Origin of the sequence: Tunturibacter gelidoferens (assembly GCF_040358255.1) — a bacterium.
GTDB lineage: Bacteria > Acidobacteriota > Terriglobia > Terriglobales > Acidobacteriaceae > Edaphobacter > Edaphobacter gelidiferens.
Genome location: NZ_CP132938.1, coordinates 3,519,745 through 3,541,392, shown reverse-complemented (window position 1 = coordinate 3,541,392; position 21,648 = coordinate 3,519,745). Strand labels below are relative to the sequence as shown.

The following is a 21,648-nucleotide window of genomic DNA, read 5'->3' as shown; positions in this document are numbered from 1 at the left end:
TGGGTCTCCCCTGCGGTACGCTCTCATTCCACCAAACCGACTCAGGCTCACCGTAAAACTGAATCGCTATTCATTTCACCCCTCATTGTGCTAACGTCCGAAGCACAGGCGACTCATGAGCGAACACCAGCCCACACCCGACACCGCCCGCCACACCCCCGCCTCGATGGACGGCAACCCCACCATCGACGAGCGCGCCAACCATTGCTTCGGCTGCGGCCCCGCCAACCCCCAGGGCCTCCATCTGTCCTTCACCACCGACACCTCAAACCCCGAAGCCATCACCACCACCTGCAACTTCCAGCTCGACCGCATGCACGAAGGCCCCCCGGGCCACATCCACGGCGGCATCGTCGCCGCTTTGCTCGACGAAGCCATGAGCAAGCTCAACCGCCCCCTCAACGTCCTCGCGATGACACGCCACATGGAGATCGACTATCTCCGCCCCGTCCCGCTCTACCAGCCTCTCGTTCTCATAGGCCGCCACCTCAACCGCCCCGACAAAGCCGACGGCAAACCCGGCCGCAAGCTCTTCCATCAAGCCGAAATTCAACACCCCGACGGCACAGTCCTCGCCCGCAGCAAAGGCCTCTTCATCGCCATCGACGAAAAACTCCTCTTCGCCGCCGGCATCACCCCATAGTTCCCGGCCGAAGGCCGGACCCAAGCCGCCGAACCTACCGAGTCCGGTATACTCGCCACGAAGTGGCCGCCCCACGCGCAGTGGGCCCGTCCGGCAGGACAACTCTACCCAGCCTCACCCCAATAGTCCTGGTCCTCGAGAAAATACTCCTCATCCCAGGTATGCACCATGGTCTTGAAGAACATCCAAACCATGCGCCAGTGCCCCAGCTTCTGGAATCGTCGGTTCGTCGTCAGCACCCGACCGCGCACGATACGAAACCGCTGCCGCGCCACGCCCTTCGACAGCAGATAGTCCTCTGCAAACAAAGCCCGCTCATTAAACCCACCCAGCGCCCAGAAGACCTCGCTGTCAAACAACATAAACATCCCCGTAGCGAACGGCTTGGTAAACGATCCAATTCTCTGCATCAAATTATTTCCTGCATACAGCAGATCATCAAAAAAGCTACCCTGCCGGCACGCAATGTTCGTCGTCGCCAGATGAAGCTCCCGCCGCTCCATCCGCCACAGCGCTCGCCGCAACAGTGTAGGTTCCGGCAGCTCCACATCCGCATCCAGAAACAACACATACTTCGTAGTTGCCAGCTTAGCCCCCGCATTGCGCCCCACCGAAGGCAACCCACCCGGCACTACCTCCACTGCCAGCCGGTCGCGAAAGCCCAGCGCCGCCTCCACCGTTCCGTCAGTCGAACCCGCATCCGCCACCAGCACCCGCGTCTGCGCCATCCCCGAATAGTCCTGCCTGCAAAGAGATTCCAGCAGTCTAGGCAGCATCGCCACTTCGTTCTTGGCAGGAATCACGATCGTCAGTTCACCAACCATTCAGACCCCTCCGTCGAGGCCCACACACCGCCCCGTAAGCGCAGCTTGAGGCCGCAGGGCCGTATTCCGAATAAACCCCAGTTGAATTTTCAGCCAAAATGCCTCGCCCTGAACCAACCTGGCTAACTTACTTCTCCCTTGCACCCGAAGAGGAATGATCGTCAGCCAATCTCTGCGCGAATACGCACCAGTTCGACTGCATGGCTGCGAAACACAAGGTCGGCAACACGGCAGCCAATACCTCACGTCACCACCGCTCAAAACTGCTAAACTTAAAAGTCTCGCGGACACCCACGCATCACAGTGCGCCCACCGCCGCGCATAAGGAGCCCCATGTCAGACCACACCCAAAACGGAAACTTCGGCACCCCGTCCCTCCGCCTCAAGCTCGGCCTCGCCGAGATGCTCAAAGGCGGCGTCATCATGGACGTCATGAACGTCGAGCAGGCCCGCATCGCCGAAGAGGCCGGTGCCATCTCCGTCATGGCCCTCGAGCGCGTCCCCGCCATGATCCGCGCCGAAGGCGGAGTCGCCCGCATGGCCAGCCCCAAGCTCATCAAGCAGATCATCGGCGCCGTCTCCATCCCCGTCATGGCCAAGGCCCGCATCGGCCACTTCGCCGAAGCCCAGGTCCTCCAGCACCTCGGCGTCGACTTCATCGACGAGTCCGAAGTCCTCACCCCCGCCGACGAGACCTACCACATCGACAAGCACGCCTTCACCACGCCCTTCGTCTGCGGCGCACGCAACCTCGGCGAAGCTCTCCGCCGCATCGCCGAAGGCGCAGCCATGATCCGCACCAAAGGCGAGCCCGGTACCGGCGACGTCGTCCACGCCGTCCAGCACATGCGTCAGATCGTCCGCGAGATTAAAGCACTCACCGTCCTCGGCGACGAGGAGCTCTACAACGCCGCCAAAGTCCATGGCGCGCCCTACGAGCTCGTACGCATGGTAGCCAAAGCTGGCAAACTCCCCGTCCCCAACTTCTCCGCAGGCGGCATCGCCACCCCCGCCGACGCGGCGTTGATGATGCAGCTGGGCGCCGAGACCGTCTTCGTAGGCTCCGGCATCTTCATGAAGGAACGCGCCACCCCGCTCGATGTCGAGAACGATCCGAAGGAGCGCGAAGAAGCCGTCAGCCGTGCCCGCGCCATCGTCATCGCCACCACGCACTTCAACGACCCCAAGATCGTCGCCGAAGCCAGCGAAGCCGTCATCGGTTCCATGAAGGGTCTCGCCGCAGCAGCCATCGAAGAGCAAGACCTCATGCAAACCCGCGGCTGGTAGAGCCGCCACTTGCCGACCAACGGGAGGGGTACACGAGTCACGAAGTGACCGCCTCCCGCGCAGGGAGCCGTCCGGCAGGACGAGTCTTTCCATGTCATTTACGGAAAGTTACTGAAAGTTTTTAAGCGGCTCCCACGGCAGCACCACAATCGTCTTCCCCTGCCAGTACCCCACTACCCCGCGCGACATAATCCTGCCACTGGTCTCCGTCTCGACGGAAAAGCGATGTTCCGTCATGAACTGATTCGCTCCCGCCTCAGTCGCAAATACGACGAACTCTTCAGGATGCTCCGCAACATCTCGCCGCAGACTCTCCTGCATCGCGGCCGCATCGTCCACGGGCGCTGCAACGACTATCCTTCTCGAAGCAACCACGTCAGGCCGGAGCAACGGCACAACCGACGCCTCGGCATATAACCCGGTCAGCAAAGGCATTGCGCACAAATAAACTCTGGCCCGATGAACTCGCACCCTTTTACCTATAGCTGAGCTGCGCCTCTGCGGCCATCCCCCAAACGATGCATACCGGGTTGATCTCGTGAAGTTCCCCGCCGTGTCCGAGATCACGCGACCTGCGTTGCCTCGCCCCTGCAATTTTCCGCAAATTTATCTTCAACAGGCTCGCTTGCCAAATCATTTCCTGCACAACTTAGCCCATTACATACGCATCGCACTACAGACGCTGAAACAACGAGCGATATAAAACCAGCGGTACAAAGGGAGAGATGATGATGATACGAAAGTTTGTTCAAACACTCTGCACCACTGCGGCCCTGACCATGTCTATGACCATCGCCGCCTCCGCGGCTGACACGCAAAAGCTCGATGAACGCATCGAAGCGGCGCACGCGGTCCTGCACGATCTCATGGCCACCCCGGACAAGGGCATACCAAACGACATCGCCGCCAAGGCCACCTGCATTGCCGTCATACCCGGATTCAAAAAAGGAGCATTTATCGTAGGCGGCCAGTACGGCCAGGGCGTAGTCAGCTGCCGCACCGGCCATGGCTGGAGCGCTCCAGCTTTCATCCAACTCACCGGCGCTAGCTTCGGCCTTCAGGCAGGGGGCCAATCCACTGATCTCGTCCTCGTCGGCACCACTCACGACTCCTTCGAGCGCCTTCTCCACGACAAGATCAAGCTCGGCGGCGACGCCTCAGTAGCCGCCGGACCCGTCGGACGCGACTCTCAGGCCTCCACGACCGAGACCGCAAACGCCGCCTTCCTCACCTACTCCCGCAACAAGGGCATCTTCGCCGGCATCGACCTTACCGGCGATGTAGTCCACCAGAACACCGAAGACACCACCGCTTACTACGGCAGCGATGTCACCTACGAGTCCATCCTGTCGGGCAGCGTAAAACCCAAGCCTGACTCCCTGAACTTCATCCGTACCGTCAACCAGATGTTCCACGCGAGCGGTGCCCACTAAGCTCCGCGCATAGCTCCCTCGCGCTCGGAAGCCCCGAGCAGACATGAGGGGAAGGAGGCCTTGCCAAATCGCCTCCTTCCTCTCCCTGGATTTGTTCCCTCCGCAGTTACACAATAAAATTTAGTAACTATCAACCGATCGCCCTTGCGTGACTTGCGTGACTTGTGTGAACCGATAGTCCTTCGATGGCTCACTGCAGAGGAAGACGAGATCGTTGGCGAATACGATCGGACCAGTAGCTGCGTCTTATCTCCGCTTGTGTCTCATCGTCTCTTCCCAAAGTCCGCAGCATTCGGTGAGACAGTATCAATCGCTTTACGGGCAGAACTTCCACACGGAACAGAAAACCGCAAAAGCAAGAATCGCTTTTACCCACAGTCGTACAGGAGAACCCGCAACGCCGCTGGTTTCCATATCACTCCGACAATCCGCCTCACTTCTTTAAAATATCCGAAGCGGTCATCAGAAGTCGGCCTGCTAATCCGTACATATCGACGTTTTGCGGCGATGCGTTCTCCGAGAGGCGCAGACCGTCCAGGACCTCAGGTTCTATCAAAAGCCTTTGTCGCGGCATGCACTCCCAATGCGATGATGATGCCCATAGTCAGCAATCCCAGCACGGCTGTGAGAATGGCTATAAGCTTTGATCGTCTCTTGGTTGGACGGAAGTCACCGTAACCGACTGTCGTTGCTGTGACGAATGCCCAATAGAAGCTGTCGAAGCGCGACCAGCCCTCCTGCTTACCGGCAAGGTATCCAAGCAGCATGATTACCAGCATCAAGGTCAACAACAGAGGCGAGAACAGCCAAAGGCCGACCGCCAGATGCTTCAAGAACCTGATGGTCAGCCCCCAAGGAATCACAATGTTCTCCTGCTTTTCCAATTGGTACGAACAACCGATTCCAGAGATACCGGACTGACTCGTGAAGTCCCGAAGACGTTTGATAAGGATAATCCCACCATCCACCATATAGACAAAGCCATTCTGAATGTCGCGGGCTCACGCAGGTTCTCGAGTGATCGAACGATCGGAGAGTACGCCGCCGACATTTGGAACGCCATACGTGCCCAGTGGTCTGAACCTGGAAAGAAACGACGACATTCGCCAAGCGGCCAAAGATGCAGAAAATGACTGAATTGCGCATACGCACGGCGGAGTCATTCGCCTCATAAAACTACTCCGTAGGGTCTTCTATACTTGAGATAGCCGCGTTCCGACGGCGGCCGAAGACCAAAAACAACAACTTTGGTCGACTGTCTGAATCATATAAATAGAAGCCGCTTCTAGAAGGCTTTGCCGGTTCAGTCATCCGTAATTCATTCATAACAGAGGCGAGATCCAAAGAGTACATGACGGAACAATCATCGCCACAACACCGACCGCCAGCCATCGGCATCCTCGCCCTTCAGGGAGCCTACGAGGCCCATGCGAAGATCCTGGCAACGTTGGAAGTCACCACCCGACTCATCCGCACCCCAGACCAGCTCTTCACCCCCGACCACCGCCCCAGCATCGACGGCCTCATCATTCCAGGCGGCGAATCCACCACCATGCTCAAATTCCTCGAGCGCAACGGCTTCCTCGACTCCCTCACCACCTTCGTCCGCACCGTCCCCACCTTCGGCACCTGCGCCGGAGCCATTCTCCTCGCCAATGACGTCCAAAATCCCCCTCAGATCTCCCTCGCCGCCCTCGACATCACCATTGAACGCAACGCCTACGGCCGCCAGTTGGACTCCACCATCCTTACCGCCCCCACCAAACTGCCCGGCGCTCCCCTTGAGATGGTCTTCATCCGCGCACCCCGCATCACCCGCGTGGGCCCGGAGGTCGAAACCCTTGCCACCCGCGACGATTTCCCCGTCCTCGTCCGCCAGGGCAACCTCCTCGCCGCCACCTTTCACCCGGAACTCGGCCACGACCCCCGCGTCCACCAGCTCTTCCTCCAACTCGTTCAAAATCAACTCAGCGCAGACTCCCTAAGGACATAGGTCCTTAAAACCCACGCCGCCCACCTGTTCCACGGCCGAATCTTTATGACTTATTTATGCCTTCGTAACTAACATTTCCACATATGAGTTCCAGGCCCATCCAAACGGATACTCTCGAGTCAGGAAGATCCGAAGCGCAATTCCTCCTCTTCAAAGGCAACAGGAAGCAGCTCGACGGCGCAGCCAACACAATCGACATCAATATGCTCGCCCCTCTTCTCGTCGGAGTGGTCGCGGCCATTCTCGTCGTCGTCCTCTACGCCTTCCTCCTGGGAAAGCTAGGCTGAGGCACCCCTCTCCTCTCACCTCGCGGACACGCTATCCTGCATAGGTGATCTGCTCCCGCCTTACGAGCGCCTGTCTTCCCAGCCTCTGGATCGATCGCGCCGCAATCCACAGTCCATGGCTGTTGCCTGCAGACGCCAGTGCCCACGGCCCCGCACTTGATCACCACCTCCTCCTGAACCTCTGGGTCGCCCTCGCGCTCCTGACTCTCGCCCACCTGATCCTCCTCATCGGCCTGTTCGCCCGACGCCACTCCGAACCAACGCGCCTCTGGCGCATCGAGTACCTCCCGCTCACCGTCCTCGCCCTCCTCTTCGCCTCCCTCACCCTCAAGGCCGAGCGCCTCTGGGCTGCCTCCCGCTACACCGGAGCATCCCCCACAGCCCTCCAGGTCGAGGTCACCGGAGTCCAGTTCGCCTGGTACTTCCGCTACCCCGGTCCCGACGCCACCTTCGGCATCACCCGCCCCAGCCTGGTAGCCCCCGGCGAAGGCAATCCCCTCGGCCTCGACCCATCCGATCCTCACTCCGCCGACGACCAGGTCACGTCCCAACTCGTCCTTCCCGCCAACCGAGAGGTCGACCTCCGCCTCCGCGCCCAGGACGTCATCCACGGCTTCTCCATCCCCGAGATGCGACTCAAGCAGAACGCAGTCCCCGGCCAGACCATCCACCTCCACTTCACCCCCACCACCCCCGGCACCTACGCCATCCTCTGCACGCAGCTTTGCGGACTCGGCCACTACCGCATGAACGCCACACTCCTCATCCTCCCACCCAACCAATTCGCAACCTGGCTGGCCGCAAAACAAAAGGCGGCCCCATGACTCCCCCCTTCAACACCCCACCAGCGCATCCGCATCCCACGACCGTCAACATCCGAACTCTCCGCGCCGTCGTCTTCACGACCGATCACCGCGTCATCGGCATTCAATACCTCGTCCTAGCGCTCATCTCGGTAGTCATCGGCACGCTCCTCTCCCTCCTGATGCGCATCCACCTCGTCTGGCCCAACTGGCCCCTCCCTCTCCACGGTCCAATCCTCCCCGAAGACTACCTCGCCCTGGTCACCATCCACGGCACGATCATGCTCTTCTTCGTCCTCACCACCGCGCCTCAATCCGGCTTCGGCAACCTCATCCTGCCCGCCCAGATCGGCGCTCGCACCATGGCCTTCCCTGCCCTCAACGCCGCCAGCTTCTGGCTCACCGCCGCCGCCCTCGTCGTACTCCTAGGCTCCACCTTCGTCCCCGGCGGAGCCGCCATCTCCGGCTGGACCGCCTACCCACCCCTCAGCGCAATCACCAGCGCCGGCCCAGGCCAGGCTCTCGGGATGGACCTCTGGCTCACCAGCATCGCCCTCTTCGCCATAGCCTCCACGGCAAGCTCCATCAACACCCTCACCACCATCATCCGCAACCGCTGCACCGGTATGACCTGGGAGCGTCTCCCACTCACCGTCTGGGGATGGTTCACCGCAGCCCTCCTCAGCATCATCGCCTTCTCTGTCCTGCTCGCCGCCATCTTGCTCCTCCTCTGCGACCGCCACGCCGGCACCAGCTTCTTCCTCCCCAACGGCGACCTCGTCAACGGCATCCTGCACAAAGGCGGCAACGGCAGCCCTCTCCTCTGGCTCCACCTCTTCTGGTTCTTCGGACACCCCGAGGTCTACATCGCCATCCTCCCCGGCATGGGCCTCACCTCCATGCTCCTTGCGAACTTCAGCCACCGCCGCGTCTTCACCTACCGCACCATGATCGCTACCACACTCCTCATCGGCTTCCTGGGCATCCTCCTCTGGGGACATCACATGTTCGTCGCCGGCCTCAACCCCTTCGCCAGCTCCGCCTTCTCCATCTCCACCATGGCCATCGCTCTTCCCGCCGCCGCCAAGGTCCTCAGCTGGCTCGCCACCACCTGGCGCTCCCGCCCGTCCTACAAAACCCCGATGCTCTTCGCCCTCGGCTTCGTCAGCCTCTTCATCACCGGAGGACTCACCGGCCCCATCCTCGCCCAGCCCATTCTGGACGAGTACCTCCACAACACCTTCTTCGTCGTCGCCCACTTCCACCTCATCATGGCGATGGCGGGCGTCTTCGGCCTCTACGCCGCCACCTACTACTGGTTCCCCCTCCTTACCGCAACCCGTAACCACCCTGGCCGGCTCCTCTCCGAACCTCTCGGCCACCTCCACTTCTGGTGCACCCTGCTCGGAGCCTACGCGGTCTTCCTCCCCATGCACCTCACCGGCCTCGCCGGCGAACCCCGCCACTACGCCCAGCTCACCGGAATCCCCGGCCCAGGCGGCTCCCTCAGCCCCGCCGGAGCTCTCCTCTCCCACACCCTCCCGCTCAACCAGTTCATCACCTACGCCGCCATCTTCCTCGCCACCGCCCAGCTTGTCTTTCTCTTCAATCTCACCCACAGCCTGCGCAAAGGAAAGTTTGCGTCGTCTAACCCATGGCGAGCCACGACACTCGAATGGCACCCCACCATGAATCCTTTCACCCTACTAACCGCATCCGATACTCCAGAGATGTCAGTTCATCGCGCTCCATGCCACTATCAATCAAATAAGTCCGAAGTTTCGTTCCTGCCGCAATGGGAGCCCATCCCACTCGCGCAAGATGAAATCGAAGACGCCACAGACACAAAACCGGAGTAAGCTGTCCATTACGCGAGCACCCAGAGGGGCAACTTCATGCCGGCAACCATCACTCCCAATAAAACCGAGCAAGAACGAAAACGCCGCGTAGAAGATCACGACAACGGCTCTGGCCGACGTCCGCCAACCGACAAACGCACTGGCGGTGGCGGAGACAACGACAACTGGAACGATCGCCCCAACGGTCGCCGCGGCCCCTACGAGCGCCTCCATCGCTATCGCATGGGCATCTTCTTCGCCCTCGCCAGCGACCTCATGTTCTTCGTCGCCATCGTCAGCACCTTCTTCGTCAACCAGTCCACCGGCCACTTCGACGCCTACAACCGCTACGTCAACGAGTGGCTCCCCACCACCATCCCTCCCATCCTCTGGCTCAACACCGCCGTCCTCCTCCTCAGCTCCGCCTCCATAGAGTTCGCCCGTCGCAACATGTTCCGCGAAACCGACGTTATGGACGAGTGGCTTGGCCTCGGTAAACCAATTACTCGCCGCGCCCTTCCCTGGCTCGCCGCCACCATCGCGCTCGGCGCCCTCTTCCTCACCGGCCAGTGGATAGCCTGGCGTCAACTCGCCCTCCAGCACATCTTCTTCAAGACCAATCAGAGCAGCCACTTCTTCTTTCTCATCACCGGCGTTCACGCGATCCATCTCTTCTTCGGCATCGCAGCCCTCATCACCGCCTTCACCGGCCTCTACGTCTCCCGTCAGCTCGAAACCCGCCAGATCCTGGTCGACGGTGCCGCTTGGTACTGGCACGCCATGGGCATCCTATGGCTCTTCCTCTTCACCCTGCTCGTCTTCTTCCAATGAAGTTGTCCCACCTGTCGCAGCTCACTGTAATCGCAGCCATCCTGACCTTCACGCCGCCAGCTCACGCGCAAGGCTGCACCCAGTGTCAGGACAACACCGCGGCTACACCAACCGGGACCCAGGCCGCCTATCGCCATGCGATCATCCTGATGACTCTCACCGCTGGCGGCCTCTTCGTAGGTACTCTCGTTCTCTTCAAACGCCATCGCTAACCTTTGGATAAAATTGTTTTGCTACGGAGACTCCGAGAATGACTCGCGAGCAGAGATACAAAGCGTTTCAAGCACTCCATGCGCGCTCGGGTGCCTTCGTGATTCCCAATCCATGGAATGCGGGAACCGCAAAGATCCTCTCCGCATTAGGCTTTGAAGCCCTCGCCACCACCAGCGCCGGCTACGCCTTCTCCGCCGGATATCCTGACTCCACGATCGAAGTCACGCGCGATAAAATTCTGCAAAACGCAAAGGAGATCGTCGAAGCCACCGAACTCCCCGTCTCAGCCGATCTCCAGAACGGATTCGGCCATTCTCCTGATAGCTGCGCCGAGACCATTCGATTCGCTGCCGCATCCGGACTTGTCGGAGGATCGATCGAAGATGCAACAGGCGATCCGGCCGATCCTATCTACGACCTGCAACTGGCTATAGAGCGGATCGCAGCAGCATCCGAGGCCGCCAGCCACCATCAATTCTTCCTCACCGCACGAGCCGAAAACTTTCTTCACGGTCTACCGGATCTTGGCGACACGATCCGCCGCCTGCAGGCCTTCGCCGACGCCGGTGCCGATGTTCTCTACGCACCGGGCCTGCCCAGCCTCGAAGCGATCCGAGAGGTCTGCGCCGCTGTCTCCAGGCCAGTTAACGTCGTGATGGGTCTCAAAGGCGCAACCTTCTCCGTAGAACAGCTCGCAGCCGCAGGAGTCAGGCGAATCAGCGTAGGAGGCGCCTTCGCCCGCGCTGCCCTGGGAGCATTTCTGCGAGCGGCACGCGAAGTAAAAGATCACGGAACTTTCAACTTCGCAGCCGACGCTATCCCGACCTCCGAGGTCACCAGTTACATGACCAGCCAAAAGAGATAGTCGACATCGAACCTCACGAATCCGTCCAAGTCTCCTGGCGCATCATTGGAGATCGACCGCGAAAAAAGGCGACGGATTAAATCTGAAAATTTCGCCTGGACACTAATCCGGGACACCCTTCGCCCGCTCCGCCTTCATCGCCCGCATATACCACTCAAACTCATCAAAAAACTTCCCACTCTTCTCCGCCAGCTCCTGCGTCAGCGCAACTCCATCTGCGCTCAGAGCACTTCCAATCGAGGGAATCGGTTGCAGCGAAGGAATCGACGGCATCCCAACCTCAGGAAGCAACGCCCTCAGCTGCATCGCCGCGCGCACTCCACCATATTGGCTGGCCGAATAGCACACAATCGCAGAAGGCCGGAAGTAATACTCCTCCAGAAAATGATCGATCAGATTGGTGATTCCCGGCGGAACGGAGTGGTTATACTCCGCACTCACGATGCAAAAACCATCGGCCCGCGCATACAGCTTCGCCAACGGAGCCAGCTTCTCCCGCAACTTCTCATACTTCGCCGGAGGATCCTTCTTAACTTCCTTCCACATCTTGTCCAGCAAAGGCAGCTTCAACTCCGCAGCATCGACCAGCACGGCCTCATGCCCTCGCTTCTCCAACTCCCTGATAACCCACTTCGCGGCACGATCGCCCATTCGATCACGACGCACCGATCCCAGCAACACCGCAACCACCATGAAAACCACCTCGACCCCGTGAGATGCGTCCACACGTTACGAAGAGCTAACAGTGATCAAAATTTCGAGATCAAACTCTGGCCGAACCCACATGCCTCTGCCTTCCCCATAGCTTGTCGCTCCGAGCCTGCCGCTCCTCTTGCGTCCCGCCGCAACCGTTCATCGCCCCACGTCTCTGCCGGCGCAACGTCCCGTGCCGCGGCAGATCATCGTCCACGCAGTGGTCCGGCGATTGCCACACGCCACGGCCGCCATTGTCAACGCTCTCCGCTGTCATCCTGAGCGCAGCGAAGGATCCCGAAGGTCCCCACCCGGTCACAACACTCCGAACCTTTCCGCCTAAGACTCCCGAACCTTCCACACCGCGGCAGGTCATCGTCCCATGCCTCGCCTGTCATCGTTCCGCTCTCTGCTGTCATCCTGAGCGCAGCGAAGGATCCCGAAGGTCCCCACCCATCACAACCCTCCGACCATTTCCGCCAAAAGGTCTCCGAACCTCCGTCTAAAGAAGATTCAGCATAGATGTATCCACAGGACCAGAAACCCGTTACCGGCGTTTCTTCGGAGCCACCTTCACTGCCTTCTTCGCCGGAGCATGCTTCACCGCACTCTTCTTCGCCGGAGCAGCCTTCGCCGCCACCTTCTTCGCAGCTGCTGGCTTTTTGGCAGGCGCAGTCTTCTTGGCAGGACTCTTCGCTGCTGCCTTCTTCACCGGCTTCGCGGGAGCTTTCTTAGCCGCGGCCTTTACTGGAGCCTTCTTTGCCACAGCCTTGACGGCCTTCTTCGCCGGAGTCTTGCTCGCCGTCTTCGCGGGTGCCTTCTTCGCCGAAGCTTTCGCAACGACGCCCTTGGCCGCAACCTTCACCGGCGCCTTGGCAACAGCCTTGCCCTTCGCCGGAGCAGCAGCCGCCTTCGTGACGGGAGTCTTCTTCGGCTCTTCAACCTTCTTCGCAACTGCCTTCACTGGCGCGGCAACCTTCCCTGCAGCTCCGCTCTTCGCAGCAACACTCTTCGCAGGCACGGGAGCGATCGCCTGAACCTCACTCGTATCCGAAGCGGCCAACGCCTCCGCACTCTCACCGCCTTCTTCACCGGCAGCGGCTTTCTTGCGGCTCTTGGCAGGTTTCGCATCCTTCTTCGCCACCCGCGGTCTGCGCAGATGAACCGGAGGCGGCGGAGCCGGCGGAGAGTACGGCTCGAGGTAAGCCTTCATCTCCTCAACCGTTCCCAGCTTGCCATCCATCAGCTCGAAGAAGAGTTTGTCCAACAGTTCGCCATACCCCGGTAGATCAGGAACAATCCGCATCTCCTGCATCAACGCGTAAGGCAGCTTCTGCTTTGCCTGCGACCACTCTGTAAAGAACCCCTTGAACTTATTTTGAACTCCGGCATTCTTCGAGGTGTGCGCCACCCACAAGATCGACTCCGGCTTAGCCGAGTGCAGCAGCTTCCACGCCTGCGAAGGCGTAGCCGCGCCCTTGCCCGAGAACTCCGCTGCAAACGCCTTCGCCTCGTCCTCCAGCGCCTCGATCTCATGCACGAACCCCTGCCGCGCAAAGCTCTTCTTCAGAGCCGCCACTTCCTTCGGAGCCATCTTCGCCGTCAGGTACGGAAAGTTCGCGACCGCCGCCTCAGGCTGTATGCCCTGCATCTGCAACTGCGACTGCACATCCCGCAGCTTCTCCAACTCCGTCACATTCGCCTTGGCCGACGACAGCGCCGGGAACAGATCCTTCATCCAGCCCTCAGCCTCAAGCTTGCGCAACACCCGCAGCGGATCCTCTTCGTGGAAGATCTCCTCGGTCTCATACCCGCGATGAAACTCCCCCATCGCCGAGATGTACCCCTCCTGCTTGCCCGTCTCGTAACGCGCCTGGGTCTTCTCATCCATCTGCCAGCCCAGCCGCGCCATCAACCTTGCCGCCCGGATCATCCTGACCGGATCTTCGATGAACCCGTAGTTGCTCACCAGCCGCAACTCACGATTCTCGATGTCCGCCACCCCATTCAAAGGATCCATCAACAAGCCATACGATCCGTCATTCAGCGAAAGCGCCATCGCATTGGCCGTGAAGTCGCGCCGCCGCAGGTCGTCCAAGATCGTTGCAGCCTTGACCACCGCCTTACCCGGCTTCGGATAAGTCACCGTCAAAGTGCTGCCAATCTCCATCCTCACACCACCGGGAAACCGCACAAACAGCGCCTGTCCGGCTTCATTCTCGCCAGTGATCACGCCATGCGCTTTCTCTATATCTTTCTTCAGCTTGAGAGCGTTTCCCTGAACCACTACATCCAGATCCCGTACCGGCGATCCGCTGGTCATATCCCGCACCGCGCCACCCACCAGAAACACGGTAAGTCCTTTGGCGCGAGCCACTTCACGCACTGCCAGCAGCGAGTCACGCTGCGCTTGAGAGAGACGATTTTCGAGCAGGTAGATGTAGTCGGCCATAACTGGTACTTTTACTCCAAGCCGGTTCAAACCGGACCGCCGCAACCCATCGAAGCCCCTCCAACTCCAGGCTAAGCTCCGACGAATCAAGCGTTTATAATGGTGAGCACAGGTAAACGCAAAAGGCCAATGTAACACAGCATTAGCGAATTGACTACTCCGGTTGCACCTTTTTCGTTGCTCTAACCCCTGGTATGCGACAATCCGCGAGTCCTTATGTCCTCCGCGCACAAGAAGGTCATCGTCCGCCGCTTCACAGGAGATACTCTCCCCGGCTATCTGCCGCTCTCCGGCTTCGCGCGTAACCGCGCCATCGATCTCCTCGACCTCAGCGGTCGTGTCATCTCCCTCGCCATCAACGACATAAAGCACATCTGCTACGTCCGCGACTACAACCTCAACGACACGGCCAACCCCGAACGCCTCACCCGCCGCACCTTCCTCGCAAAGCCTCGCACCGAAGGCCTTTGGCTCCGCCTCACCTTCCGCTCCGGCGACCTCCTCGAGGGCCTCGCTCCCATCGACCTCACCCTCGCCGACGACCTCATCAACGACACCGGCCTCCAGCTCACCCCACCCGACGTCCGCTCCAACACACAGCGCATCTTCGTCCCCCGCACCTCCATCACCGACCTCCAGCTTCTTGCCGTCATCACCAGCCCGTCGCGCCGCAAACCCCTCCCTGCCTCTTCAGTCCCCAGCCTGCAGGAAGACCTCTTTACCAACCTCATCCCACCCAACAGCCGCCCCAACTAGCTCCCTCACAGACCCTTCGTTGTCTCGTCCATTACAATCCACCCCATGCAATCCAGTCCGAAATCGGTAACTCTCGCCGCCCTGGCCGATCATCTCGGCGCCACCCTGCACGGCGATCCTGCCGCCCGAATCACCCAGGTAGCCGGCATCGAGACCGCCACTCCCGGTGCCCTCGCCTTCGTCGCCAACCCGAAGTACGCCTCTCTCGCCCACACCACCAAGGCCACCGCCGTCCTCGTCGAACCCGACTTCCCCGAGCTCTCCGCCGCCACCCTCCGCCTCAAAAATCCCTACCTGGCCTTCGCGCGCGCCATCGAACTCTTCTATCAAGCCCCTACCTACGCCCCCGGCATCCACCCCACCGCAGCCATCGCGCCCACCGCACAGATCGGCGCCAACGCCCACATCGGCGCCTACGCCGTCATCGGCGATCACGTCACCATTGGTGACAACGCCATCATCCTCCCCCACGTCGTCCTCTACCCCCACGCCGGCATCGGCGACAACTTCTTCGCCCACGCCCACGCCATCGTTCGCGAACACTGCCAGCTAGGCGACAACGTCACCCTCCAGAACGGTGCCATCGTAGGGGCCGACGGCTTCGGCTTCGCCCGCCAATCCGACGGCAGCTGGTACAAGATCCTCCAATCCGGCCCCGCCATCCTCGAAGACAACGTCGAAGTCCAGGCCAACGCCTGCATCGACCGCGCCTCCATCGGCGAAACCCGCGTCCACGCCGGAGCCAAGATCGACAATCTCGTCCAGGTTGGCCATGGCTCAACCGTAGGCGAAGACACTCTCCTCTGCGCCCAGGTTGGCCTCGCCGGTTCCACCATCATCGGCAAAAACGTCATCCTCGCCGGCCAGGTCGGCGTCGCCGGACACTGCACCATCGGCGACGGAGCCATCGCGACAGCCCAAAGCGGAATTCCCAGCGACGTCGCCCCCGGAAAGGTCGTCAGCGGCTACCCCGCCATCGACAACCGGCAGTGGCTTCGTTCCGTCGCGCTCTTCAATCGACTTCCCGAACTCCTACGCGACATAAAGTCGAAACTAAAATAACCATTCATGTGGTGACCCTCGTCGTATATAACTCATAGAGGTACTTGGGGGTAGGACATGATGGAACCTCCTGAAAGTCTCCGCAACGGCTCCACCGAGATGCAAAGCACCACAGCCCAACCCGTTCGCGTCCTTTTGCTCGATGACGAGCCCACCAATCTCCATCTCCGCTCCGCCATACTGCGCCAACACGGCTACGAGTGCGTCCCGGCCTCCACCATCGAAGAGGCCACCGACCTCTTCAACAACATCGACATCGCCGTCCTCGACTATCATCTCGGAGCAGGCCAGTTCGGCACCGAGGTAGCAGCTCTCCTCCGCCGCCGCCGCCCCCACGTTCCCATCATCATTCTCTCGGCCACCATCGACCGCTACTTCGGCGGCGTCGAAGACATGCATCTCCTCAAGGGCCACAGCTCCGTCGAAGACCTCCTCGACGCCCTCAGCTCTCTGGAGGCGAAGCGCCGCGGCGCGCCCGTCGTCGTCGACGCCCGCGACTTCTTCTACTCCCGCATCGCCATGGCCATCGGCTCCGACGTCCTCGTTCAGATCTTCGACGAAAAAGGCGTCTGGCAGTACTGCAACGACAGCGTCGCCGAGTATCTCGGCCAACCCCGCGAGTGGTTCATCGGCCGCAGCGTCTTTCAGGAGATGCGTCCCTTCATGCGCGACTGGAGCGACGTCCTCCAGACCGTATGCCTTACCCGCGAGACCTACATCGACCGCACCCATCGCGGCCTGCTCGCTGTGCCCCGCCCACAGGAGCCGCAGCTCACCTGGAGCGTCCTCGCCTTCCCCATCACCCTCCACGACAACCGCTCCGGAGCCGTCCTCACCGCCCGCATCCTCGACAAGCCTCCGACCCGAACCTCCGAGCTCCTACCCTTCCTCTAAAACAGTTTTGCTTGTCTTTGCCTCGGCAGTTGTCCGTTTTCTTTTTGTTGTCATCCCGTAGGGATCTGCTGTTGCCTGACGACTCGTCATCTCGACCGAAGTCGCGCAGTCTCATCGCGCGACGCAGTGGATTGCGGCCACAGCTCTCAGTTGCAGCGAACCGATTCATACTGCGGTACCCGTCAAGACCCCCGCATTTCGCCTTTGCCTTTGCAGTTGTCCGTTCATTTGTTGTCATCCCGCAGGGATCTGCTTTTGCATCGTTCGTTCTCCCCACCAAAACAATCGGCGCCCCTAAGCACACTTGGTCAACCCGCGTGACGCGTCATCTCGACCAAAGTCGCGCAGTCTCATCGCGCGACGCAGTGGATTGCAGCCATAGCTCTAAGTTGCAGCGAACCGATTCATGCCGCGGTATCCGTCAAAACCCCCGTATTTCGCCTTTGCCTCAGCGGTTTTGCATTCTCCTGCTTTTTCCGTTGTCATTCTGAGCCTCTTCACGTTGTACAGAACGAGAGAAAAACGACAGTGTTCTTGAATCCGCGTCCTTCAACGCTGCTCCCGAGAATCCATGACCCTGATCAGGATAGATATGGCTTTCGCACTGAAACTGTTTTATTCCACAGAGCTTTATAAGTTGCTGGGCGTTCTCAACGGGAATGTTAGAGTCGCGCTCGCCATGAAGGATTAGAAGTGGTGGCATCCCCTGCAGATGGTAAAAGAAATCATCCGGAAGGCTCCCGTACCATTCAGCAATCGCATCTACTGGTACCTCTTCAGAGCCCGCCGCCAGGGCGACCGATGCACCAAGAGAATAGCCAACCAATACTGATTTTCTGTGAGCGGATCCGGTAGGTGCTCTCTGCTCGCTGAGCAGCGTCTTCACTACGTTCACCCAGGCATGATAATTGTCCATTGTCGGATCGCTGGACTTTGTCGCATCAAAATAATGAGGTAGAAAGACGGTATAGCCGTTGCTCGAGAAATACTCGGCTTGCTCGCGATAGAACCCCACACTTGGCCCGCTCGCGCCATGAAGAAGAATCAATAGCGGCTTCCCAGGGTCATCTTTTCCAAAGATCTCATACTTGAATCTTCCATCTCTACTCGTCGCTACTGACACTGGAGCAGACTGTGAGAGAGAAGATTTGCAAACGCTTAAATACAAAACCGCCAACCCAAAGACGGTGCAGAAAGGTAGTTTCCGTTTGCTATTCATGAGTTTCTGGAATCTCCATCTGCCAAAAGGATAACCACCTTTTTTGCAGAATCAGATTTTTGCAGAATCAGAGTTGGTGCAAAACGGCGGTCCCCATCCACCCTGATACCCTTGAACCTTATGCGTTCCCTGCTTGCGCTCGCCCTTCTCGCCAGCCTCACCGCCACCGGCTGCCACTCCCCTTACGTCGAGACCACAGTCAGCAATCACACCGGCCAGCCCATCGAGCTCCTCGAAATCGACTATCCCAGCGCCAGCTTCGGCACGCAAAACCTCGCCCCCGGCGCAGACTTCCACTATCGCTTCAAGGTCCTCGGCTCCGGCCCCACCAAGCTCCTCTACACCGACAGCGCCCACCAGGAACACAAGTCCGACGGCCCCTTCCTCAAAGAAGGAGCAGAAGGCTCTCTGGCCATCGCCATTACGACCATCGGGGTCACCTGGCAACCCGCGCCCACCGTCACCAGCGCCAGGTAGATCCCATCATCCGTTCGAGCCCGGCAGGCTCACTTCACTCCGTGTGTCCCACTCCCGGCCTTCAAAGATCCGCGATGAAACTGGCGACCGTGAGACCGAATCATCAGAGTAATCACCAAACCCAATGCCAGAAGCACAAACACCATTGCAAAAATCACGACCATCATCATACGTCGGGGCCCTCTGCTGCACTCACTTTCCGCAGCGCGCAACATCATAGGCTTTCCCAATCAGCACTGGCAAGAACTCGCACAGCCACTTTGCTGCTAGTCCAGCCCCGATGCCCGTCCTTGCGTAATCTCTCCGGCTCTAACAGTACCGCTCTGTCCTTTGCGCTTCTGATCCTTAGCCATAAAAGCAAACACCCCTCCCACTGCTAAGAGTGGGACGACCGCGACAAGAAAAATAACGATAAGCATCTCAACCTCGCCGCTTACGGGGCAGGCGCGCAACAGCCGCAGCGTTCTCTTACCCGCCGCACCTGCCTTCTCGCTAAGATTCCATCTTCCTCATCTGCGGTAAGCTGAAGACCATGCCCCGCGGATATTTCATCACCTTCGAGGGCCTCGACGGCTCCGGAAAGACCACCCAGCTCCGCCGCCTCGCTACCTCACTTGAGTCCGAAGGCCACACCGTCATCACCCTCCGCCAGCCCGGAGGCACCGCCCTCGGCGACCGCATCCGCAGCATCCTGCTCGACTCCCGCTCCGAAGCCGCACTCGGCCCCATCGCCCCCGCAGCCGAGATGGCCCTCATGTTCGCCGACCGCGCCCAGTCCATCGCAGAGGTCATCCTCCCTGCCCTCGCCGCCGGCTCCATCGTCCTCTGCGACCGCTACACCGACTCCTCCGAGGCCTATCAGGGCGGAGGCCGTCAGCTCGGCAGCGAACGCATCCTCGCCATGCACGCCGCCGCCTGCGACAACCTCCAGCCCGACCTCACCCTCCTCCTCCTCCCATCATTGGAATCCTCCCTTCGCCGCGCCCGCCGCCGCAATCAGCGCCACGTCGAAAAGCAAGGCACCGACGAAAACCGCTTCGAACGCGAACCCGACGATTTTTATCGCCGCATCTACAACAAGTACGAAGAGATCGCCGCCCGCGAACCTCAACGCGTCGCCACCATCCGCGAAGACTCCTCCATCGACCACATCGAAGAGATCATTCGCAACATCGTCCTCTCCCGACTCGACGCCACCGAAGCCTGATCCCGCTTCTTTCCACCGCGTCAACGCCGCCCACCGCGCCCTCCCGAAGTATGTTCTCCTCGTCTAAGAAGCTGTCCTGCCGGACAGGCCCGCTACGCGCGGAGCGGTCACTTCGTGACGCGTATATCGTGTCTTGGTAGGTTATCGGCGCCGGTCCTCCCGTTGGTCGGAATCAACTTCTCCTCCGACCAACGGGAGGACCGGGCGAAGCAGTAAAAAGGCGTGCGAACGCCCGCCCTCCGCGTAGGAGGCCCGTCCGGCAGGACAGTTTCTAAGGCAGTTAAGGCAAAGCCACCTAAGACGACACCATGACCACCCCTCCCCCCACCCTCGAAGCTCCCCCAGAACCCGCCCCATCCGTCGCATCTTCAGTCAGCAACACGGGTCGCATGCCCCCAGGCCTCAAGCACTCCCTTCCCTTCTACGCCTTCAAGCCCTGGGTCAAACTCGGCAGCCCCATCCTCCTCTTCGAGCACCTCCTCAAGACTTACGGCAACATAGCCTGCTATCGCTTCCTGGGCACACCCATCGTCTTCATCAACGACCCCGAATACATCCGCGAGATCCTCGTCACCCAGGCCACCAGCTTCGTCAAAGAGCGAACCGTTCGCCGCATGAAACTCCTCCTCGGCGAAGGCCTCATCACCTCCGACGATCCCATCCACATGCGTCAGCGCAAGATCGCCGCACCCGCCTTCCATCGCCAGCGCATCGCTGCATACGGCGACCAGATCGTGGCCTGTGCCGCCCACCAGCGCCAAACTTGGCAGAGAGAAATGCCCTCCGGCCAACCGATCGACATCGCCGCCGCCAGCATGAAGCTCTCACTCGAGATCGTCGCCCGCACCCTCTTCAACACCGAGGTCACCGCCGACATCCGCAGCATCAACGACGAAGTCAACACCATCATGGACCTCTACAACTTCATCGTCGCCTTCCCCAAAATAGAGTCCTTCATCCACCTCCCCATCCCCGGCATCACGAAGTTCCGCCGCTCCAAAGCTCGTCTCGACGCCGTAGTCGACCGCCTCATTCGCGAGCATCGCGAAGCCGCAGCCCACGCCGAAGCCGGCGACGCAGAAAAGACAGGCGGCGATCTCCTCTCCATGCTGCTAGCCAGCAAATACGAGTCCGACGACCCCACCCAACAAACCGGCATGTCCGACGAGCAGGTCCGTGACGAAGTCCTCACCATCTTCCTCGCCGGCTACGAAACCGTAGCCAACGGCCTCGCCTGGACGTGGTACCTCCTCAGCCAGAACCCCGCCATCGAAGCCAAACTCCACGCCGAACTGGACGCCGTCCTGGGCACCGGCCCCGCCCAACGCCTCCCCACACTAGCCGACTACCCTGCCCTCCGTTACACCGAACAGGTCTTCGCCGAATCCATGCGCCTCTATCCGCCCGCCTGGGCGATGGGCCGCATGTCCACCAAACCCGTCACCCTCGGCCCCTACACCATCCCCTCCGGCGCGCACTTCTTCTTCAGCCAATACATCATGGGCCGCGACCCGCAATACTTCCCCGACCCACTCCGCTTCGACCCCGACCGCTTCACCCCGGAGAATAAAGCCGTTCGCGCAAAGTTCGCCTACTTCCCCTTCGGCGGAGGCAGTCGCCAATGCATCGGCGAGAGCTTCGCCTGGATGGAGGGCGTCTTCAGCATCGCCACTCTCGCCCAGCGCTGGCGCATGACCTACCTCGGCTCCGCGCCACCCGAAGTCCAGGCAAAGATCACCCTGCGCCCCCGCGACCCCCTCATGATGCAGCTAATCCCCCGCTAACACCCAACCCTCACCCAACCCAGACCGGTACAAAAGTCACGAAGTGACCGCCTGAACCGGGGTCCCCACAAACAGGTCTTCGTTTGT

At 60.3% G+C, this 21,648-nt stretch carries 24 protein-coding genes; 17 read left to right on the top strand and 7 right to left on the bottom strand.

The window, feature by feature from the left end:
* Positions 1-115 precede the first annotated feature (115 nt).
* On the top strand, positions 116-643 hold the full coding sequence (locus RBB81_RS15605) for a PaaI family thioesterase (protein WP_353071290.1): 528 nt from the start codon (positions 116-118) through the stop codon (positions 641-643).
* Positions 644-747: 104 nt separating this feature from the next.
* On the opposite strand, the gene RBB81_RS15600 is transcribed toward RBB81_RS15605, so the two are convergent.
* On the bottom strand, positions 748-1,467 hold the full coding sequence (locus RBB81_RS15600) for a glycosyltransferase (RefSeq protein ID WP_353071289.1): 720 nt from the start codon (positions 1,465-1,467) through the stop codon (positions 748-750).
* 333 nt (positions 1,468-1,800) lie between these two features.
* Between RBB81_RS15600 and pdxS the strand changes: the two genes are divergently transcribed.
* Positions 1,801-2,754 carry a pyridoxal 5'-phosphate synthase lyase subunit PdxS gene (pdxS, locus tag RBB81_RS15595; RefSeq protein WP_183788304.1) on the top strand — a complete coding sequence of 318 codons (954 nt, stop codon included), beginning with the start codon at positions 1,801-1,803 and terminating at the stop codon, positions 2,752-2,754.
* A 108-nt stretch (positions 2,755-2,862) separates the two neighbouring features.
* On the opposite strand, the gene RBB81_RS15590 is transcribed toward pdxS, so the two are convergent.
* Entirely contained in the window at positions 2,863-3,189 is a 327-nt protein-coding gene (locus RBB81_RS15590; RefSeq protein ID WP_353071288.1) for a hypothetical protein, read from the bottom strand.
* Positions 3,190-3,479: 290 nt separating this feature from the next.
* Here RBB81_RS15590 and RBB81_RS15585 point away from each other — a divergent pair, with 290 nt between their 5' ends.
* Positions 3,480-4,187 carry a lipid-binding SYLF domain-containing protein gene (locus RBB81_RS15585; RefSeq protein WP_246373449.1) on the top strand — a complete coding sequence of 236 codons (708 nt, stop codon included), beginning with the start codon at positions 3,480-3,482 and terminating at the stop codon, positions 4,185-4,187.
* Between the two features lie 542 nt (positions 4,188-4,729).
* Here the strand turns inward: RBB81_RS15585 and RBB81_RS15580 are convergent.
* Positions 4,730-5,158, bottom strand: a complete 429-nt coding sequence (locus RBB81_RS15580) for a potassium channel family protein (RefSeq protein ID WP_353071287.1) — start codon at positions 5,156-5,158, stop codon at positions 4,730-4,732.
* Here RBB81_RS15580 and RBB81_RS15575 point away from each other — a divergent pair.
* From RBB81_RS15575 to RBB81_RS15540, 8 genes are all read left to right on the top strand, one after another.
* Positions 5,072-5,320, top strand: a complete 249-nt coding sequence (locus RBB81_RS15575) for a glycogen/starch/alpha-glucan phosphorylase (protein ID WP_353071286.1) — start codon at positions 5,072-5,074, stop codon at positions 5,318-5,320. The two genes, RBB81_RS15580 and RBB81_RS15575, sit on opposite strands and share 87 nt — an antisense overlap.
* 218 nt (positions 5,321-5,538) lie before the next feature.
* Positions 5,539-6,180, top strand: a complete 642-nt coding sequence (gene pdxT, locus RBB81_RS15570; protein WP_353071285.1) for a pyridoxal 5'-phosphate synthase glutaminase subunit PdxT — start codon at positions 5,539-5,541, stop codon at positions 6,178-6,180.
* Positions 6,181-6,263: 83 nt separating this feature from the next.
* Positions 6,264-6,467, top strand: a complete 204-nt coding sequence (locus RBB81_RS15565; protein ID WP_183788310.1) for a hypothetical protein — start codon at positions 6,264-6,266, stop codon at positions 6,465-6,467.
* 44 nt (positions 6,468-6,511) lie between these two features.
* A complete protein-coding gene (locus RBB81_RS15560) occupies positions 6,512-7,291 on the top strand; it encodes a cupredoxin domain-containing protein (RefSeq protein WP_353071284.1) in 780 nt (259 codons plus the stop codon).
* Entirely contained in the window at positions 7,288-9,129 is a 1,842-nt protein-coding gene (locus RBB81_RS15555) for a cytochrome c oxidase subunit I (protein WP_353071283.1), read from the top strand. Before RBB81_RS15560 ends, RBB81_RS15555 begins: the two co-directional genes overlap by 4 nt.
* 36 nt (positions 9,130-9,165) lie before the next feature.
* Positions 9,166-9,939 carry a cytochrome c oxidase subunit 3 gene (locus tag RBB81_RS15550; RefSeq protein ID WP_183788313.1) on the top strand — a complete coding sequence of 258 codons (774 nt, stop codon included), beginning with the start codon at positions 9,166-9,168 and terminating at the stop codon, positions 9,937-9,939.
* The gene (locus tag RBB81_RS15545) at positions 9,936-10,151 is read left to right on the top strand and encodes a copper resistance protein CopC (protein ID WP_183788315.1); all 216 of its coding nucleotides are present in this window, start codon (positions 9,936-9,938) and stop codon (positions 10,149-10,151) included. The genes RBB81_RS15550 and RBB81_RS15545 overlap by 4 nt, the downstream gene beginning before the upstream one ends.
* Positions 10,152-10,189: 38 nt before the next feature.
* Complete coding sequence (locus RBB81_RS15540) at positions 10,190-11,017, top strand: isocitrate lyase/PEP mutase family protein (protein ID WP_353071282.1); 828 nt, start codon at positions 10,190-10,192, stop codon at positions 11,015-11,017.
* A gap of 102 nt (positions 11,018-11,119) precedes the next feature.
* On the opposite strand, the gene RBB81_RS15535 is transcribed toward RBB81_RS15540, so the two are convergent.
* Both RBB81_RS15535 and RBB81_RS15530 read right to left on the bottom strand, forming a co-directional pair.
* Positions 11,120-11,710: an NADPH-dependent FMN reductase gene (locus RBB81_RS15535; RefSeq protein ID WP_179583006.1), complete on the bottom strand. Its 591-nt coding sequence runs from the start codon at positions 11,708-11,710 to the stop codon at positions 11,120-11,122.
* Positions 11,711-12,257: 547 nt separating this feature from the next.
* Positions 12,258-14,162 carry a CCA tRNA nucleotidyltransferase gene (locus RBB81_RS15530; protein WP_353071281.1) on the bottom strand — a complete coding sequence of 635 codons (1,905 nt, stop codon included), beginning with the start codon at positions 14,160-14,162 and terminating at the stop codon, positions 12,258-12,260.
* 216 nt (positions 14,163-14,378) lie between these two features.
* Here RBB81_RS15530 and RBB81_RS15525 point away from each other — a divergent pair, with 216 nt between their 5' ends.
* From RBB81_RS15525 to RBB81_RS15515, 3 genes are read left to right on the top strand one after another with little or no spacing between them, the layout of a single operon-like run.
* Entirely contained in the window at positions 14,379-14,918 is a 540-nt protein-coding gene (locus RBB81_RS15525; protein WP_353071280.1) for a DUF6982 domain-containing protein, read from the top strand.
* A gap of 45 nt (positions 14,919-14,963) precedes the next feature.
* Positions 14,964-15,980 carry a UDP-3-O-(3-hydroxymyristoyl)glucosamine N-acyltransferase gene (lpxD, locus tag RBB81_RS15520; RefSeq protein WP_353071279.1) on the top strand — a complete coding sequence of 339 codons (1,017 nt, stop codon included), beginning with the start codon at positions 14,964-14,966 and terminating at the stop codon, positions 15,978-15,980.
* A 57-nt stretch (positions 15,981-16,037) separates the two neighbouring features.
* The gene (locus RBB81_RS15515; RefSeq protein WP_353071278.1) at positions 16,038-16,874 is read left to right on the top strand and encodes a hybrid sensor histidine kinase/response regulator; all 837 of its coding nucleotides are present in this window, start codon (positions 16,038-16,040) and stop codon (positions 16,872-16,874) included.
* A 448-nt stretch (positions 16,875-17,322) separates the two neighbouring features.
* Here RBB81_RS15515 and RBB81_RS15510 read toward each other — a convergent pair whose 3' ends face one another.
* Positions 17,323-17,922 (bottom strand): dienelactone hydrolase family protein, encoded by a 600-nt coding sequence (locus RBB81_RS15510; protein ID WP_423248025.1) that lies wholly within the window; start codon positions 17,920-17,922, stop codon positions 17,323-17,325.
* A gap of 291 nt (positions 17,923-18,213) precedes the next feature.
* Here RBB81_RS15510 and RBB81_RS15505 point away from each other — a divergent pair, with 291 nt between their 5' ends.
* A complete protein-coding gene (locus RBB81_RS15505; protein WP_353071276.1) occupies positions 18,214-18,570 on the top strand; it encodes a hypothetical protein in 357 nt (118 codons plus the stop codon).
* Positions 18,571-18,836: 266 nt separating this feature from the next.
* Here the strand turns inward: RBB81_RS15505 and RBB81_RS15500 are convergent, their stop codons facing one another.
* Positions 18,837-18,989 (bottom strand): hypothetical protein, encoded by a 153-nt coding sequence (locus RBB81_RS15500; RefSeq protein WP_179582993.1) that lies wholly within the window; start codon positions 18,987-18,989, stop codon positions 18,837-18,839.
* A gap of 113 nt (positions 18,990-19,102) precedes the next feature.
* On the opposite strand from RBB81_RS15500, the gene tmk reads away from it, so the two are divergent.
* Both tmk and RBB81_RS15490 read left to right on the top strand, forming a co-directional pair.
* Entirely contained in the window at positions 19,103-19,777 is a 675-nt protein-coding gene (gene tmk / locus RBB81_RS15495) for a dTMP kinase (protein WP_183788332.1), read from the top strand.
* Positions 19,778-20,085: 308 nt separating this feature from the next.
* Complete coding sequence (locus RBB81_RS15490; RefSeq protein WP_353071275.1) at positions 20,086-21,561, top strand: cytochrome P450; 1,476 nt, start codon at positions 20,086-20,088, stop codon at positions 21,559-21,561.
* Positions 21,562-21,648 lie beyond the last annotated feature (87 nt).